The sequence below is a fragment of the Rosenbergiella epipactidis genome, assembly GCF_018494055.1.
GTDB lineage: Bacteria > Pseudomonadota > Gammaproteobacteria > Enterobacterales > Enterobacteriaceae > Rosenbergiella > Rosenbergiella epipactidis.
In genome coordinates this window covers 1-14,621 of sequence record NZ_JABBFQ010000009.1, presented here as the reverse complement: position 1 = coordinate 14,621, position 14,621 = coordinate 1, and the positions used below count along the sequence as shown (strand labels likewise).

Below are 14,621 nucleotides of genomic sequence, written 5' to 3'. Positions count from 1 at the left end.
CGATTAGATTTCTAAAAAACGAATAAGGAATATCTATGAAAGGCCTACTCGCTAGTTTACTGATCGCTGCAACCTTCCCCTTTACCACTCTCGCCGCTCCCATCGTGATTGGCTACCAAACTGGCGTTGACCCGTCAAAATTCGCTCAAGCCGATGGTGTTTTTGAAAAAACAATTGGTCAACCACTCGATTGGCGTCGCTTCAATAGCGGACCGGAGGTTGTCGCCGCATTAGCCTCCGGTTCTATTCAAATCGGTAATTTAGGCTCTAGCCCATTTGCTGCCGCGACCTCGCGGAACCTGCCGATTGTCGCTTTCCTAGTATCGACTCAAATTCACGGTGCCGAAGCCTTGGTTGTCCGCAATGCCAGCCATATCAATAGTTATCAGGATTTGAAAGGTAAGACCTTGGCCACACCTTTTGTCTCGACGTCGCACTACAGCTTACTGGCGGCATTGAAGCACTGGGGCTACAAACCCGGTGACGTGAAGATTGTTAATCTCAACCCTCCGGAAATCGCCGCGGCCTGGAAAAGAGGGGATATTGATGGCGCCTTTGTTTGGTCACCCGCTCTCAGCCAAATAGAAAAAGATGGCAAAGTACTGACTGACGCAAAACAGGTGGGTGAATGGGGTAACCCCACGTTTGAAGTATGGGTTACGCGCAAAGACTTCGCAGAGCAGCACCCAGAAGTCTTAGCGAAGTACGCACATGTCGTATTAGAAAGTTTCGATCACTATGCTCAACATCCTGAGCAATACCGTGCCACCAGCGAAAATGCGCAGAAAATCGCTAAATTAGTCGGGGTATCCGCCCAAGATATTCCTGGCCTGCTCTCTGGTAGTGTTTATCCCACCTATACGCAACAACTTAGCTCATCATTTCTGGAGGGTGGCAGCGCAATAGCCACCAAAGCGACTGCCGAATTCTTGGTTGAACAGCATCGTATCCCTGCCGTATTACCTGATTATCGCCCGTTTATCAGCGATAAATTCGTCAAGTTGAGTCGTCAACCATGAGCCAGCTACAGATTATTCAAGGGCATTTAACCTTCACTCACGGCGAAGCGCAGCAACCTATCTTCGATAAGATATCGATGTCGATAAATAAAGGGGAAAGTGTTGTGCTGCTTGGCCCCTCTGGATGCGGTAAATCTACCCTACTAAACGTATTTGCCGGCTTTCAACCCTTAGACGAGGGGCAGGTTACGCTCAATCATCAATCTCTTAGTGGACCTTCGGGACAGCGGGCGGTGGTTTTTCAAGATGATGCCTTATTACCTTGGTTGAATACCGAACACAATGTCGAAATCGGTCTTAAGATCCAAGGTGTTGCCAAGGCACAGCGTCAAAAAATTGCTCATGACTATCTCGAGTTGGTCGGATTAGCTGCCCAGGCTAAGCAGCCGATTCAACAACTCTCTGGGGGACAACGACAACGTCTGGGGCTAGCTCGCGCCCTTGCGATTAAGCCTGACTTTCTTTTATTGGATGAGCCATTTGGGGCCCTGGATGCGCTGACACGAGAAAAGATGCAAGCGCTCCTACTGACGATTTGGAAAGAGACGGGTGTGGGCTTTCTGTTAATCACCCATAGTGTGGATGAGGCCCTATTATTGGCTACAGATTTATACCTGCTACAAGGACCTCCTACGCAAATTATCACACATCAGCAGCCCCCCTTTGCCCGTCGTTTTCTAGACGGTGAGACAGTCAGATCGCTCAAGGCTGATAGCCGCTTCACTCATGACCGACAATCCTTACTGGATCAATTACTGGAGGTCGCATGAAGTCTCTACGTGGTGCCTCCTATTCTCGATCTCCATCCAGCCGTTATTTATCGCTAATCTCCAGTTTTACGGTTCTGGTGATCGTGGCAGCATGGTTTACCGCTTCTCACTACGGTTGGGTTAATACCCTTTTCTTTCCGTCGCCCAAGGCGTTGTTTCTGGCATTTAAACAATTATGGCAACAAGGTTACCTCGACATTAGCTTGGGTCAGCATATTACCGCCAGCCTGCTTCGGGTATTGGTTGCCTTAGCGATCGCCTTAGTAACCGCTATCCCTCTTGGCATTGCTATGGGGCTGACTCCGGTGGTACGGGCTGTTTTCACCCCTATCTTGGATTTTTATCGCCCTATCCCGCCACTGGCTTATTTACCCCTTATCGTTATTTGGTTAGGGATCGGTGAAGTCTCGAAAATCCTCCTCATCTTCTTGGCGATTTTCGCCCCTTTGACTATCAGTACAGCGGAAGCGGTAAGACGTATTGAGCCACACCGAGTTCAAGCCGTGCGCTGCTTAGGTGCATCGTCGTGGCAGGTAATGAAGTGGGTCATTCTACCCAGCATTCTTCCTGAACTGCTGACGGGAATAAGGATTGCCTTAGGCGTCGGCTGGTCGACCTTAGTGGCCGCAGAGCTTATCGCCGCTAACCGTGGCTTAGGCTTTATGGTGCAGTCTGCCGCACAGTTTTTATCAACCGATGTGGTGGTGGCCGGGATCCTCCTCATTGCAGCGGTAGCACTCGTTATCGAACTCCTGCTTAGACAATTACAGAAAAGATTCGCCCGTTGGAGCCTGTATGACGATTAACGCGACCCCACTTACCCCTGCACTTGGCGCAAAGATTGACGGTATTGATTTGACCCAACTGACCGCTGATGATCAGCGCACGGTCTATTCATTACTCCTTAAATACCAAGTGCTTTTCTTTCGTGGTCAACACCTGACGCCCGCCGATCAGGCTAGCCTCGCTGAGCGATTTGGTCGCTTACATATCCACCCCATTTACCCGAAAGTCGAGCAGCAACCCGAAATTTTAATTCTCGATACGGCGCTCAATGATTTACGGGATAACGCACTTTGGCACACCGATGTAACCTTTATCGAAACGCCTCCCCTAGGTTCCATCCTTAATGCCATCCAAGTCCCTGAATACGGTGGTGATACATTATGGGCGAGTAGCAGTGCAGCCTATGATGCGCTGTCACCGCCCATTCAACAGCTGATAGACGGTCTCGATGCCGAACATGATATTCAACTGTCTTTTCCCGATGAGCGTTTTAGTACAACTGCGGAAGCTCAACAACAGGTCGCAAAGGCTCGTCAAGATCATCCGCCGGTTATTCATCCCGTGGTGCGTGTGCATCCCGATACCGGTAAAAAAGGGCTTTTTGTGACGCCTGGATTTACGCGGCGGATTATTGGGCTAAGTGCATTAGAAAGTCGTGCTTTGCTGGAGCTTCTCTTCGCTCACAGCACGCGACCGGAGTTTTCGGTTCGTTGGCATTGGCAGGCGAATGACGTGGTATTTTGGGATAATCGTATTACTCAACATTACGCCTGTGATGACTATCACCCCCAACGGCGGGTAATGCATCGAGCCACCATTTTAGGCGATAAGCCGAAAGGTCCATAATACGAAACGCCTTCATGCTGAGGATGAAGGCGTGGGTGAGCGATTAGAAGTCGTAGCGGAAGCGTACGAGGTTCATATCCCCTTCTTTATCGGTGGTTGACGCAAAGACGTGCTCATAATCGACACGGAAGCCGTAATAGGCAAATAATGCAACCCCTACGCCATTATCGATACGCTTGTAATTACGACCATTGACGTATTCAAGACGGTCACCCATAACATAAGGCATTACCGCCTTCACACCCATTTGCTGAACTGGGAACTTATAACCGGCAAAATATTCGACGCCCCATGCATCACCAGCAAAGTAGTTATTTGCATTTTTCAGCTTGGTTTTCAGGAAGTTTTGATAGTATCCCCCGCCTGCGGCAATGGTCCAGTTACCCGGTGTCCAGCCCAAGGACGTCCCGACGATATTTTGGTTATAATCTTTACTCTGGCCATGCGCATGGTCATAAACGGTGGCTTTGGTGTAGTTCCAGGCCGTTCCCCACGAGAGGTCTTTGGTAATGTGATAATCGATACCGACAGAACCGCCGCCTTTACGTTTGTAGCGCATTTTGTCGCTGGTCAGTAACGGATCGTCGCCAAAGAGGTATGAGGCATAGACATCAAAATCCCCTACTCGGCCTTTATATTTCAGCATCTTACGCGAACGGTATGATCCATCATAATCACCGTTTACCCCGTTACCCGGTGCTTGAGCTAACATATCGTCATCCCAAATATCGGTTTTTTCCCCGACCGCATCGTAATAAACGCTATTCTGTTGTCCGAAGGTCAGTTGGCCATATTGCTGGCTCTTTAAGCCGGTAAACCATTGGCGGCGGGTGGTATTGGTCGCACCAGAAGCGTGATGATTATCCCAGTTAAAGACTTTAGGAATATTAACACCAACTTCGTAGTAGTTAACCCAGTTGATATCTTGGGTCAGTGCGTAATCCACACTGAAACGAAAACGTGTGCCACCATCAAAACCGTTGCGTTTGTATGATTTATCTTTGCCACCGGTCTGGTGATTGAACTGAGGACGGATACTTCCACCCACTTTGACATTTAAGCGGCTGAGTGGATCAGTCGCCTGAGGATCTTGTTTTAAGAGAGTAATTTCTGCTTGGCTGACAGCGGGGAGTCCCAGTAAACACAACGCCAAGATCGAGGGCGAAAATAAACGCGTTTTCATTAATATAATTATCCTGTAATTAAACACTGCAATAATCGAGCAAGGTGATTATCCTTACGCTTTATGACAAAAATATGAATTTCTTGGAATAGTCTTAAATTTTAAGCACCAAAATGGTGCGTATTGACCTAATAAGCCTCAAAAAGTAATAAACTGAATCAAAAATTACTTACCTAAAAGTGTTCTTATCCTCGCAATCAGCCGCAACGCCCTGTTTTGCCCTTAATCCGCATCAATTAAATAACTGGAATAGTTTTTGCTGAGATAAGTAAAAAAACAGTGGATGCGAGCCAATGCAAAAAACAAATGATGAACCGCTACTTTATGGTCTAAACGATCGTTTACCTTTCATACCTGCAGTCTGTACCGCCGTCCAGCATATGTTGGCGAGTATTGTTGGGATTGTGACACCCCCCTTAATTATTGGCAGTTCCCTTGGCCTCACGCAGTTTCTTCCTTATTTAATCAGCATGTCATTATTTGCTTCAGGTGTTGGAACAGTCATTCAAGCAGTACGTTTTCGTAATATCGGGGCGGGGATGATTTGCCTGCAAGGCACTAGCTTTGCCTTCTTGGGCGTGATTATTGCTGGGGGGTTACTGCTAAAGCAGCAGGGGGCGACACCGGAGCAAATTCTGGCAATGATTTTTGGCTGTACCTTAGTCTCGGCAATTATTCCGCTGATTGTCAGCCAATTTATCCATACCTTTTCTCGCGTATTGACGCCACTGGTCACCGGTATCGTTATTGTCTTGATCGGTATCAGTCTGATTAAAGTCAGTATTACCGATTGGGGTGGCGGATTTGGTGCGACGGACTTTGCCGCGCCACATAATCTTGGGCTAGGGCTTTTTACCCTCCTGATCATTGTGCTGATGAACTGTAGCCGTCGTCCTTAGTGCAAGCTCTCTAGTATTATCGTTGGAATTGTTGCAGGCAGCCTTCTCGCCACACTTTTAGGTAAATTTCACCCGCATTTTAGCTCAGGCCTCCTTCCCGCGTTGCCTATTCCCTTTCGCTTTGGTATCAGCTTTTCATGGTCGGTCTTTATTCCCGCTGAGTAACCTGAATTGGAAAGTTGGCTACGACTACTTGGCGAATAATGCCAGCGGTCATCAATACCCTCTTGTGACCCCTTATTTCGCTCAACCCTTCTTCACCAGTACTCAAGATCTCGGGAATGGAAACGCTTGGGCCACCAGCTTGAATTACAGCGCAACTGAGCAAGTGACTGTGGGGACTCGCTACTCATGGATGGATCTTAAACCGGCCAATAGTCATGGCAGTTTACGCCAGTCTGAGTACCTTGTTTATGGTATTTATAGCTTCGGGGGAGCGCTCAAGGGTCTGAGCTTGACCGATTTTGTCGGCGTTCAAACTTCCCCTCTCTACAAGAAAGATTTTTGGCAGAACCGCGTTGCCTTGCAATACGATTTCTAACGCTTTCGGGTGCCTGCCTAGGCACCCCTCTTCTGGCTCTATTTTGTTACCACTGTCATAATTTTGAACAATTTATTTGAATAAAGAGAACAAAACTATTAACTATCCGTTATCTGATAAATAAGCCATACTTATATTATTCACCCTACACAGGATAGAAAAATAATGAAAATCAGTACGCTTCTCTTACCTATTGTTGCCGCCACTACGCTGTATAGTGCGGCCTCACAAGCGGCAGCAGTGGACTACCAATTAGATGCTGCGCACACCTCTATCGTTGTCAGTTGGGACCATTTTGGTTTTTCACATCCTACCGCGGAGATTCCAGGCGCAACGGGGGTCATTAAGTTCGATCCACAGCACCCTGCCACCTCATCGGTACAAGTGACGATTCCAGTCAGTAATATCGATACCCATGTACCGGCCTTAACTAAAGAGTTCCAAGGTAGCGAATACTTCGATACCACTAAATATGCCACAGCCACCTTTACGAGTACCAAGGTGATCCCACGCGGCGAACATAAGTACGACGTTGAGGGAAATCTCACACTGAAAGGGGTCACTAAGCCCGTTACCCTGCATGCCACCCTCAATAAAATCGGTGAACACGCAATGGTGAAAAAGCAAGCGGTTGGGTTTGATGCCAGCGGCACGTTACAGCGTTCAGCGTTCGGTATTGATAAGTATGTTCCTGCGGTAAGCGATGCCATTAGCCTGAACATTTCGACGGAAGCCTACGCTAAGTAATCCCCTTCTCGTTCCCAGTAAGATTTTTATTGGGAACAATTTCTCCCTTATTTCTCTCTACCCGACAATTTGTATTATCCTTAGTGTCATCCATTGATTAAATTAGTAAGGATAATTTGTGGGATATTACGAATTTACTTTCCTCAAATTACTGATTGGCTTCTGCGTTCTCATCGCTCACCTCAATCTCACCGGTAAGACCCAACTCTCACAGATGACCCCGATCGATTTTATCGGCAACTTTGTATTGGGGGGCATTATTGGCGGGGTAATTTATAGCGACACGATCCCTCTGCAGCAGTATGTTATTTTACTCCTGCTCGGGGTGTTATTAATTAGCGCGTTAAATTTCGCCAGCAAGCATATCTCGTCGATACGTACCATCACGATAGGTGATCCGATTCCTATCATGAAGAACGGTAACTTTATCCTTGAAAACGTACTTAAAAGTCGAAATAAGCTCGATATCGTTAGCCTTACCTCACAACTTCACTCTTTGGGAATAAATTCGTTCGAAGAGGTTCGTTACGCCCAGGTTGAGCCTAGCGGCCAACTCAGCGTGATCACTAAAGAAGCGACAATGTTTTCGGTATTGGTGATTAAAACCGGTGAAATTCGCCAACACGGCTTAGAAATCATTGAAAAGGATGAGGAGTGGCTCACCGCGAAGCTTAAGGAGAAATCCTTAGCCGTAGAGGATGTTTTTCTCGGCGAGTTTTGGAAAAGCGAGTTGGTCCTACACCTCTATAATGGAACGAAAGCGATCATTTAACGACAGAAAAATAAGGCAATAGAGATGAAATATAAACTGCTGTTACCCCTTATTGGCTTGGGTTCTCTCGCACTCTTATCGGCCTGTCAAACGATGACGCCGCCTTCGGGGGTTAAGCCCGTCACGCCATTTGATGTCGAGAAGTACCAAGGTAAGTGGTATGAGGTCGCAAGGCTTGAGAATCGGTTTGAAAAAGGCCTCACCCACGTTACCGCGACATACCGTTTACAAAAGGATGGCACTATCACCGTTATAAACCGTGGTTTTAACCCTAAAAAAGGACAGTGGTCTGAGAGTATCGGCAAGGCCCGCTTCACCGGAAGTCATGATCGCGCAGCATTGAAAGTGTCATTTTTTGGGCCTTTCTATGCCAGCTATAACGTGATTGCCTTGGACGAGGATTACCAAACGGCCTTAGTCTGCGGGCCCGACAGAAGTTATCTCTGGATCCTCTCCCGCCAGCCTCACTTAACCGCTACATCGCGTCAAACGCTGTTAGTGAAAGCCAAGCAGGCGGGATTTGCTATCGACCAATTACTGTGGACCGATCAGGAGTAGGCGAAAAGCGCTGGTGAACCGCCAGTGTGGATAAATAGTAACGGGCCACTACCAGCAAAACGGTGGCTGTTAATTCCCGATAACATTCCTGCCATTGCTTTCGCTGTATAAACGGGGTCAAGGAAGATCCCTTCCAGCTGGGCCAGTAAATTCAGCGCATCGTTACCGCTATCATTGGTATAGCCGTAGCCCGGTGCGTAGAAGTCATCCCACAACTCGAGTGGCTGTTTCACACTGACGTTCAGCGTCTCGGCTAAAGATTGACGTAGCGCGTCAACAATCGGCTGCTGCTGCGCCTGGCTGCGCGAAACTGTCACCCCCACCAAGGAAACCTGTGGAAGATAGTGTTCCAGACCCACTGACAGGCCGGCATGTGTGCCTCCGCTACCTGATGCGACGACGACCGCAGCAAGGTCAGGAATGTCCGCCACTTGATGCATAATTTCTTGCGCACATCCAACGTATCCCAAACTGCCCAAAGTATTCGAGCCACCTACCGGTACAACATAAGGACGGAATCCTTGTGCTTGCAGTAATTCGGCTTGCGTGCTCAGCTGTTCGGCGAGAGAGGGTCCAACCTGTGCAGGTAAAACATTGACGCCTAATAAGTCGAGTAATAAGCGATTGCCATTGTGCTGATAACCTTCCGGCGCGTCCTCTAGAGGATTCTCTAAAATCGCCATACATTTTAGGCCCAGTTTCGCCGCCACTGCCGCCGTCTGCCTAACATGATTAGACTGGATCGCACCAGCGGTGAGCAAAACATCCGCGCCTTCTTGCAGCGCTTGTGCGGCGAGGAACTCGAGTTTACGGAGCTTGTTCCCCCCTAATCCTAGGGGGGTCAGATCATCGCGTTTAATGTAAATATCGCGTTCCGCATAATCGGATAGGCGCGGTAGGTACTCAATGGGGGTCGGCGCACCAACCAGCTCTATTTTCGGGTAATTATCGATTAACATTATTTCACTTTCTCGCTTAATGCGCCTGATCCCAGTTATCACCTAGACCGGTATCCACTTGTAGAGGTACCGCTAGCGTGACGCAGTTTTCCATAATTTCACGTACTTTTTGCGTCGCACTATCGACCAAGTCTTCATGCACTTCAAATACCAATTCATCGTGTACTTGCATGATCATCTTGATACGGTCCGGATCTTGGGTCGCCAACCAGTGATCAACCCCGATCATCGCACGTTTGATAATATCGGCTGCGGTACCCTGCATTGGCGCATTGATCGCCGCCCGCTCCGCTGCTTTGCGGCGAATCGCATTGCTCGACTTGATGTCAGGTAAATAGAGCCGACGTCCTTCGAGGGTTTCAACATACCCTTTTTCCGCCGCACTTTGACGTGTAGTTTCCATATAGGTCAAGACACCTGGGTAACGCTCGAAGTAGAGGTCCATATACTTCTTCGCTTCACCCGGGGCAATCCCTAATTGGCGCGATAGTCCGAACGAGCTCATGCCATAAATCAGTCCAAAGTTAATCGCTTTAGCACTACGGCGTTGTTCGCCCGTCACCTTATCCAGTGGGGTACCGAAGACTTCTGAAGCCGTGGCTCGGTGGATATCTTCACCTTGGGCAAAGGCTTCTAACAAGCCTTTATCTTGTGAAAGGTGTGCCATAATCCGTAATTCAATTTGCGAGTAGTCCGCTGCCAGAATTTTATGGCTAGGAGCGGCAATAAACGCTTGGCGAATACGCCGACCTTCATCGTTACGCACCGGTATATTCTGAAGATTTGGATCGGTCGACGAGAGGCGTCCTGTTGCGGTAACAGCCTGATGATAAGAAGTATGTAAGCGACCCGTAATCGGGCTAATCATAAGAGGCAGCTTATCGGTATAGGTCGATTTCAGTTTCGAGAGACCACGGTGCTCAAGAATCACTTTAGGTAACGGGTGATCAAGCGCTAGCTCGGCCAGGACTTCTTCACTGGTTGACGGCGCACCGCCCGGGGTTTTTTTCGTCGGCTTAATACCCTGTTTTTCAAAAAGGATCGTCTGTAACTGTTTAGGCGATGAGAGATTAAAGCTTTCCCCTGCCAGCTCGTGCGCTTTCTTCTCTAGCTCTTCGAGGCGCTGCGCCAACTCTTGAGAGTGTGCCGAAAGAATGAGCGGCTCAATTAATACGCCATTGCGCTCGATTTTCGAGATCACAGGCACGAGTGGCATCTCGATTTCGTCGAAGACTTTTTTAGGGCCCGCTTCATTTTCTAATAAAGGCCAAATTTTCTGATGCAGCTGTAGCGTAACATCGGCATCTTCTGCTGCATACTGAGCGGCTTGCTCCAGGGCTATTTGATTAAACGTTAGCTGTTTTTTGCCTTTACCAGCAATCTCTTCAAAGGTAATCGTCTTATGGCCTAACCAACGTTGTGAGAGGCTATCCATATCGTGTTTACCGGCCACACTGTTATAGAGGTAAGACTCCAGCATGGTATCGAAACGGATACCTTTTAATTCAATGCCATAGTTAAGCAGTACGCCACGGTCATACTTTAGATTCTGACCAACTTTTGCCACATTCTCGTCTTCTAATAATGGCGTAAACTGAGCCAAAACATCATCGCGGTTGAGTTGCTCAGGGGCATCCAAGTAGTCGTGGGCCACAGGTAGATAAGCCGCCTCGCCTGCAGCGGTGGCGAAAGAAAGACCGACTATTTCAGCAGAGTAAGAATCCAGAGAGGTCGTTTCTAAATCAAAAGAAAACAGCTCACTATTTTTCAGCTTAACAAGCCACTCATCCAGTAACGTCTGATCAAAAATCGTTTGGTAGTTATCGGAAGATAAACTGATTTCGGGTACAGGGGCCGCTTCTACCGGTGCAGTATTTGTGGCCTTTGAGGTCGACTTACCACTTAACCAGCGATTGTTTTCCACATCCCCTAGCCAACGTTTAAATTCATAGCGGGCAAATAGGTCGAGCAAAAGTGTTTGATCCAACGGGCCGATCTTCAGTTGCTCACAGGTGAGCGCTAACTCAACATCGGTTTTGATTGTGGCAAGTTGGTAGGAGAGCATGGCCATTTCTTGATTTTCGGCCAATTTTTTACCCATGGTTTTCGCTCCGCGAAAACTTAAGCTAGCCACTTTATCGAGATCGGCATAGATGGTATTTAAACTTCCCAATCCTTGTAATAACGCCTGAGCGGTCTTTTCACCTACACCGGGTACACCAGGAATGTTATCGGACGAGTCACCCATTAATGCCAAATAATCAATTATCAGCTCTGGAGGAATACCGTATTTCTCGTTAACTTCTTCTGGGCCAAGAACAGTATTGTTCATAGTGTTGATAAGAGTGATATGGGGGCTAACCAGTTGTGCCATATCTTTATCGCCAGTACTGATCAATACATCCCGCCCTTCTTGCTCCGCTTGACGGGCCAGTGTACCGATAACGTCATCGGCTTCAACGCCAGATACAGCGAGTAACGGTAAGCCTATCGCTTTAACCATCTGGTGCAAAGGTTCGATTTGCGAGCGTAAATCGTCCGGCATAGGAGGGCGGTGCGATTTATATTCAGCGAACAGCTCATCACGAAAGGTTTTCCCTTTGGCATCGAATACGACAGCAACATGGCTAGGCTGGTATTGCAGTAATAAGCTACGCAGCATATTTAGCACGCCATACATGGCCCCTGTCGGTTCCCCCGCAGCATTAGTGAGCGGCGGGAAAGCATGGAACGCTCGGTAGAGATAAGAAGAACCATCTATTAGGATCAGCGGGTTTGGTGCGATTTGAGCCATAGGTATTAATTTCTGAGTTGGGCCGTGGATAAGCGTTAGCATGCCACAGAATAGAATAAATGTTGACCATGTCAGTGACTGGCATGATCACATAAAAGAAAATCAGGTCTAAGATCCTGTGGATAACTCTGTGGATCTATTTATTACGTTAATTACAAATTGACCAAAACATACAATCGATCTAGATAAAAATCATTTAAAACATAATGTTAAATTAGATCTTCGATGTTTCCTTACATAATTACCGGGTTACACTTCTGTGAATAAAAGGATCGAGTTTCTTGTTCGGAACAGGGCAAACCCCTGAACACCTGAGTATTCAGAGGTAATACGCTTATTTATTCAGCAAAAACTTCGTGACGTTGACATAATCCGCTGAGAAGTTAGGCAGTGAACTCGTATCAAGCCCAGCATTGTTGATTTGGTATTTCCCATTGATGAACAGTGCAGGGACACCATTGATATTAAAATCAGTCGCGGCTTTTTCTTGCTGGCTAACTAGTGCTTTTACAGCAAAGCTATTCCATGCCGAGTCATAAGCTTCCGGAGTAATCCCCGCAGCTTTGACAAAGACATCTTTTAAGCTTTGTTGATCTTTAATGGTTTGAGACTTCTGCAGGCCATCGAAGATAGGATCCATGACTTTATCTTCTACACCTAGTGCCATAGCCACTGCCCAAGCATGGGTCAGGATTGGACCGTAGTCGCCGCCTAAGAAATCAACATGGTAACGTGTTAATTTCACATTTGCAGGAAGCCCCTGTTCAACCGCTTGGTTGATTTTATAAGTCCGTTCAAAGTCGTAGCAGTGTGGGCAGAAAAATGAGAAAAATTCGACAACTTTTGGCGCACCATTTACTGGCTTTTCAATCGCCTGGTACTGCTTACCTTCTGTGAAGGTTGCTGCAGAAGCACCAAAGGCAAGCATTGCCCCAAAGAGAGCAAATAATACTTTTTTCATTTTTTACTTATCTCCAAATTATCATTCAAAATTGAGGCATCATCAGTGAGGGAGGCGATTGTAACAACACAGTCTGCGCGTGAATTTCTGCAATCTGTCGTCTCCAGAAATCAGCCTCTTCAAACCAAGGAAAAGCTTTAGGAAAAGCAGGATCTTGCCAACGTCTGACTACCCACGCTAGATAATAAACCATGCGCATCGCACGTAAAGGTTCAATCAGTGACAATTCATTAATGTTGAACTCGGTTAGCTCTGTATAACATTCTAGCAGAATATCCCATTGCACTCGTTGTTCATTCAGGTCACCGCTGACTAACATCCAGAGATCTTGTACGGCCGGACCATTACGCGCGTCATCCAAATCGACAAATAGCGGTCCATCACGCCACAAGATATTACCGGGATGACAATCGCCATGTAAGCGTAAAACATCCCAGTCTGTATGCCACAGACGAGTTAACTGCGTTCCTAATTCGCTGAGTGCGGTGATGAAATCCGCTTTTAAAGCTGCAGGGATGAGTGATGTTTCTTTTAGTAAAGCCAAGGGTTGATGAAAATACTCATCAAGACCCAACGACGGTCGATGACGGAATTGATATTGCCGGCCAACGTGATGGATACGCGCTAACGTTTGGGCCGCTTGTTCAAGATGGTCGTAATTATCAATTTCATATTGTCGCCCGCCCAAACTGGGGAAGATGGCAAACGCAATACCTTCTGTTTGCTGTACAGTGGTTCCGTGAAATCTGAGTGGCGCGGCGACCGCGAGATTAGCCTCGGCGAGTTCTTGCGTGAACTGATGTTCTTCATGTAACTGCTCAAGCGACCAACGCTGTGGGCGGTAGAATTTAGCCACATAACGTTTTCGGTCTTCATCGCTAAATTGCCAGACACGGTTTTCATAGCTATTGAGCGGGGTTAACCCCGAGTCAACGCGTATCCCCGTATTCCATAACGCGTCTAATACGGTTTCGGGATCAAGTGTTTGGAAATCGAAGCTCGGTTGGATCATAATCTCTGTAATAATGTAAAAAACTGAACAGCAGGATACCATCAACCCTGCTTGGCAGTCTGATTATTTGAGCGATTAATTGATAAGGGTTAACTGTGATCAGTGGCATTATTTTGGCAGGCGGTGCGGGACGACGCATGAATGGGAAAGATAAGGGACTCGTGCAGTGGCACGAGAAAGCATTAATTGACCATGTAATCGAGCATTTAGCGCCACAAGTTAGCCACTTGACCATTAATGCCAACCGACATATTTCGATCTATCAACAGAGAGGATATCCTGTCATTCAAGATAAGGCGCAAACTCTTCTTGGTCCCTTAGCGGGTATCGAGGTGGGACTAGAGGCAATAGAAACAGAATGGCTTGCCGTTGCCCCTTGTGACAGTCCATTGTTTCCCAATGATTATGTGCAACGACTCTACGAATTCACTCTACGCCATAACTTGCCCCTCACTTGGGTACGACAAAATGGTCGAGATCATCCTCTTTTCTGCCTAATTCATCGAGACTTAAGGGGAATGTTGCACGATTTTCTTTACCAAGAGGAAAAGCGGAAGGTGACTGATTTTTTTACTCGCCACGGACGGACATTGGAGTTTAATGAAGAACTTCCGTTATTTGCTAATTTTAATGATGAAGCATCGTTAAAATAAAAAAGACCCAATGCAAAAAGGCCATCCGTTAGGATGGCCTTTTTGACTTATTGGATGCCTGGCAGTTCCCTACTCTCGCATGGGGAGACCCCACACTACCATCGGCGCTACGGCGTTTCAC

Annotated in this window: 14 protein-coding genes and 1 pseudogene; 10 read left to right on the top strand and 5 right to left on the bottom strand. The window is 47.3% G+C overall.

All coding sequences use genetic code 11. The features are described 5' to 3' along the window. The first annotated feature begins 35 nt into the window (after positions 1-35). The 4 genes from tauA to tauD are packed head-to-tail and all read left to right on the top strand — an operon-like array spanning position 36 to position 3,421. A complete protein-coding gene (gene tauA / locus HGT71_RS13005) occupies positions 36-1,019 on the top strand; it encodes a taurine ABC transporter substrate-binding protein (protein ID WP_214218166.1) in 984 nt (327 codons plus the stop codon). Continuing rightward, on the top strand, positions 1,016-1,789 hold the full coding sequence (locus HGT71_RS13000) for an ATP-binding cassette domain-containing protein (RefSeq protein ID WP_214218165.1): 774 nt from the start codon (positions 1,016-1,018) through the stop codon (positions 1,787-1,789). The genes tauA and HGT71_RS13000 overlap by 4 nt, the downstream gene beginning before the upstream one ends. Further along, entirely contained in the window at positions 1,786-2,595 is an 810-nt protein-coding gene (locus tag HGT71_RS12995) for an ABC transporter permease subunit (protein WP_214218164.1), read from the top strand. The genes HGT71_RS13000 and HGT71_RS12995 overlap by 4 nt, the downstream gene beginning before the upstream one ends. Continuing rightward, the gene (gene tauD / locus HGT71_RS12990; RefSeq protein ID WP_214218163.1) at positions 2,585-3,421 is read left to right on the top strand and encodes a taurine dioxygenase; all 837 of its coding nucleotides are present in this window, start codon (positions 2,585-2,587) and stop codon (positions 3,419-3,421) included. Before HGT71_RS12995 ends, tauD begins: the two co-directional genes overlap by 11 nt. A gap of 43 nt (positions 3,422-3,464) precedes the next feature. Here the strand turns inward: tauD and HGT71_RS12985 are convergent, their stop codons facing one another. Next, on the bottom strand, positions 3,465-4,604 hold the full coding sequence (locus HGT71_RS12985; protein ID WP_214218162.1) for a porin: 1,140 nt from the start codon (positions 4,602-4,604) through the stop codon (positions 3,465-3,467). Between the two features lie 293 nt (positions 4,605-4,897). On the opposite strand from HGT71_RS12985, the gene HGT71_RS12980 reads away from it, so the two are divergent. The 5 genes and pseudogenes from HGT71_RS12980 (at position 4,898) to HGT71_RS12960 (ending at position 8,121) form a co-directional block, all read left to right on the top strand. Next, on the top strand, positions 4,898-5,503 hold the full coding sequence (locus HGT71_RS12980; protein WP_241597659.1) for a solute carrier family 23 protein: 606 nt from the start codon (positions 4,898-4,900) through the stop codon (positions 5,501-5,503). Positions 5,504-5,669: 166 nt separating this feature from the next. Beyond that, positions 5,670-6,044 (top strand): annotated as a pseudogene (locus HGT71_RS12975) (TonB-dependent receptor); the annotation flags it as partial. 165 nt (positions 6,045-6,209) lie between these two features. Next, entirely contained in the window at positions 6,210-6,791 is a 582-nt protein-coding gene (locus tag HGT71_RS12970; protein WP_048913052.1) for a YceI family protein, read from the top strand. A gap of 118 nt (positions 6,792-6,909) precedes the next feature. Beyond that, on the top strand, positions 6,910-7,563 hold the full coding sequence (locus tag HGT71_RS12965; RefSeq protein WP_214218160.1) for a DUF421 domain-containing protein: 654 nt from the start codon (positions 6,910-6,912) through the stop codon (positions 7,561-7,563). A 24-nt stretch (positions 7,564-7,587) separates the two neighbouring features. Next, the gene (locus HGT71_RS12960; protein ID WP_214218159.1) at positions 7,588-8,121 is read left to right on the top strand and encodes a lipocalin family protein; all 534 of its coding nucleotides are present in this window, start codon (positions 7,588-7,590) and stop codon (positions 8,119-8,121) included. On the opposite strand, the gene HGT71_RS12955 is transcribed toward HGT71_RS12960, so the two are convergent. From HGT71_RS12955 to HGT71_RS12940, 4 genes are all read right to left on the bottom strand, one after another. Continuing rightward, on the bottom strand, positions 8,112-9,080 hold the full coding sequence (locus HGT71_RS12955) for a D-cysteine desulfhydrase (protein ID WP_214218158.1): 969 nt from the start codon (positions 9,078-9,080) through the stop codon (positions 8,112-8,114). The genes HGT71_RS12960 and HGT71_RS12955 overlap by 10 nt on opposite strands. Before the next feature lie 16 nt (positions 9,081-9,096). Then, complete coding sequence (gene polA, locus HGT71_RS12950; RefSeq protein ID WP_214218157.1) at positions 9,097-11,874, bottom strand: DNA polymerase I; 2,778 nt, start codon at positions 11,872-11,874, stop codon at positions 9,097-9,099. Positions 11,875-12,208: 334 nt separating this feature from the next. Then, positions 12,209-12,835 carry a thiol:disulfide interchange protein DsbA gene (gene dsbA / locus HGT71_RS12945; RefSeq protein WP_099824896.1) on the bottom strand — a complete coding sequence of 209 codons (627 nt, stop codon included), beginning with the start codon at positions 12,833-12,835 and terminating at the stop codon, positions 12,209-12,211. A 25-nt stretch (positions 12,836-12,860) separates the two neighbouring features. Further along, the gene (locus HGT71_RS12940) at positions 12,861-13,847 is read right to left on the bottom strand and encodes a serine/threonine protein kinase (RefSeq protein WP_214218156.1); all 987 of its coding nucleotides are present in this window, start codon (positions 13,845-13,847) and stop codon (positions 12,861-12,863) included. 95 nt (positions 13,848-13,942) lie between these two features. On the opposite strand from HGT71_RS12940, the gene mobA reads away from it, so the two are divergent. Further along, entirely contained in the window at positions 13,943-14,500 is a 558-nt protein-coding gene (mobA, locus tag HGT71_RS12935) for a molybdenum cofactor guanylyltransferase MobA (RefSeq protein ID WP_214218155.1), read from the top strand. Positions 14,501-14,621 lie beyond the last annotated feature (121 nt).

Bases quoted from the DNA above. Each gene is read 5' to 3' on its own strand.
- HGT71_RS12985 (WP_214218162.1), bottom strand. From the start codon at position 4,604: ATGAAAACGCGTTTATTTTCGCCCTCGATCTTGGCGTTGTGTTTACTG.
- HGT71_RS12970 (WP_048913052.1), top strand. From the start codon at position 6,210: ATGAAAATCAGTACGCTTCTCTTACCTATTGTTGCCGCCACTACGCTG.
- HGT71_RS12960 (WP_214218159.1), top strand. From the start codon at position 7,588: ATGAAATATAAACTGCTGTTACCCCTTATTGGCTTGGGTTCTCTCGCA.
- HGT71_RS12955 (WP_214218158.1), bottom strand. From the start codon at position 9,080: ATGTTAATCGATAATTACCCGAAAATAGAGCTGGTTGGTGCGCCGACC.
- HGT71_RS12980 (WP_241597659.1), top strand. From the start codon at position 4,898: ATGCAAAAAACAAATGATGAACCGCTACTTTATGGTCTAAACGATCGT.
- HGT71_RS12995 (WP_214218164.1), top strand. From the start codon at position 1,786: ATGAAGTCTCTACGTGGTGCCTCCTATTCTCGATCTCCATCCAGCCGT.
- dsbA (WP_099824896.1), bottom strand. From the start codon at position 12,835: ATGAAAAAAGTATTATTTGCTCTCTTTGGGGCAATGCTTGCCTTTGGT.
- polA (WP_214218157.1), bottom strand. From the start codon at position 11,874: ATGGCTCAAATCGCACCAAACCCGCTGATCCTAATAGATGGTTCTTCT.
- tauA (WP_214218166.1), top strand. From the start codon at position 36: ATGAAAGGCCTACTCGCTAGTTTACTGATCGCTGCAACCTTCCCCTTT.
- tauD (WP_214218163.1), top strand. From the start codon at position 2,585: ATGACGATTAACGCGACCCCACTTACCCCTGCACTTGGCGCAAAGATT.
- HGT71_RS13000 (WP_214218165.1), top strand. From the start codon at position 1,016: ATGAGCCAGCTACAGATTATTCAAGGGCATTTAACCTTCACTCACGGC.
- HGT71_RS12940 (WP_214218156.1), bottom strand. From the start codon at position 13,847: ATGATCCAACCGAGCTTCGATTTCCAAACACTTGATCCCGAAACCGTA.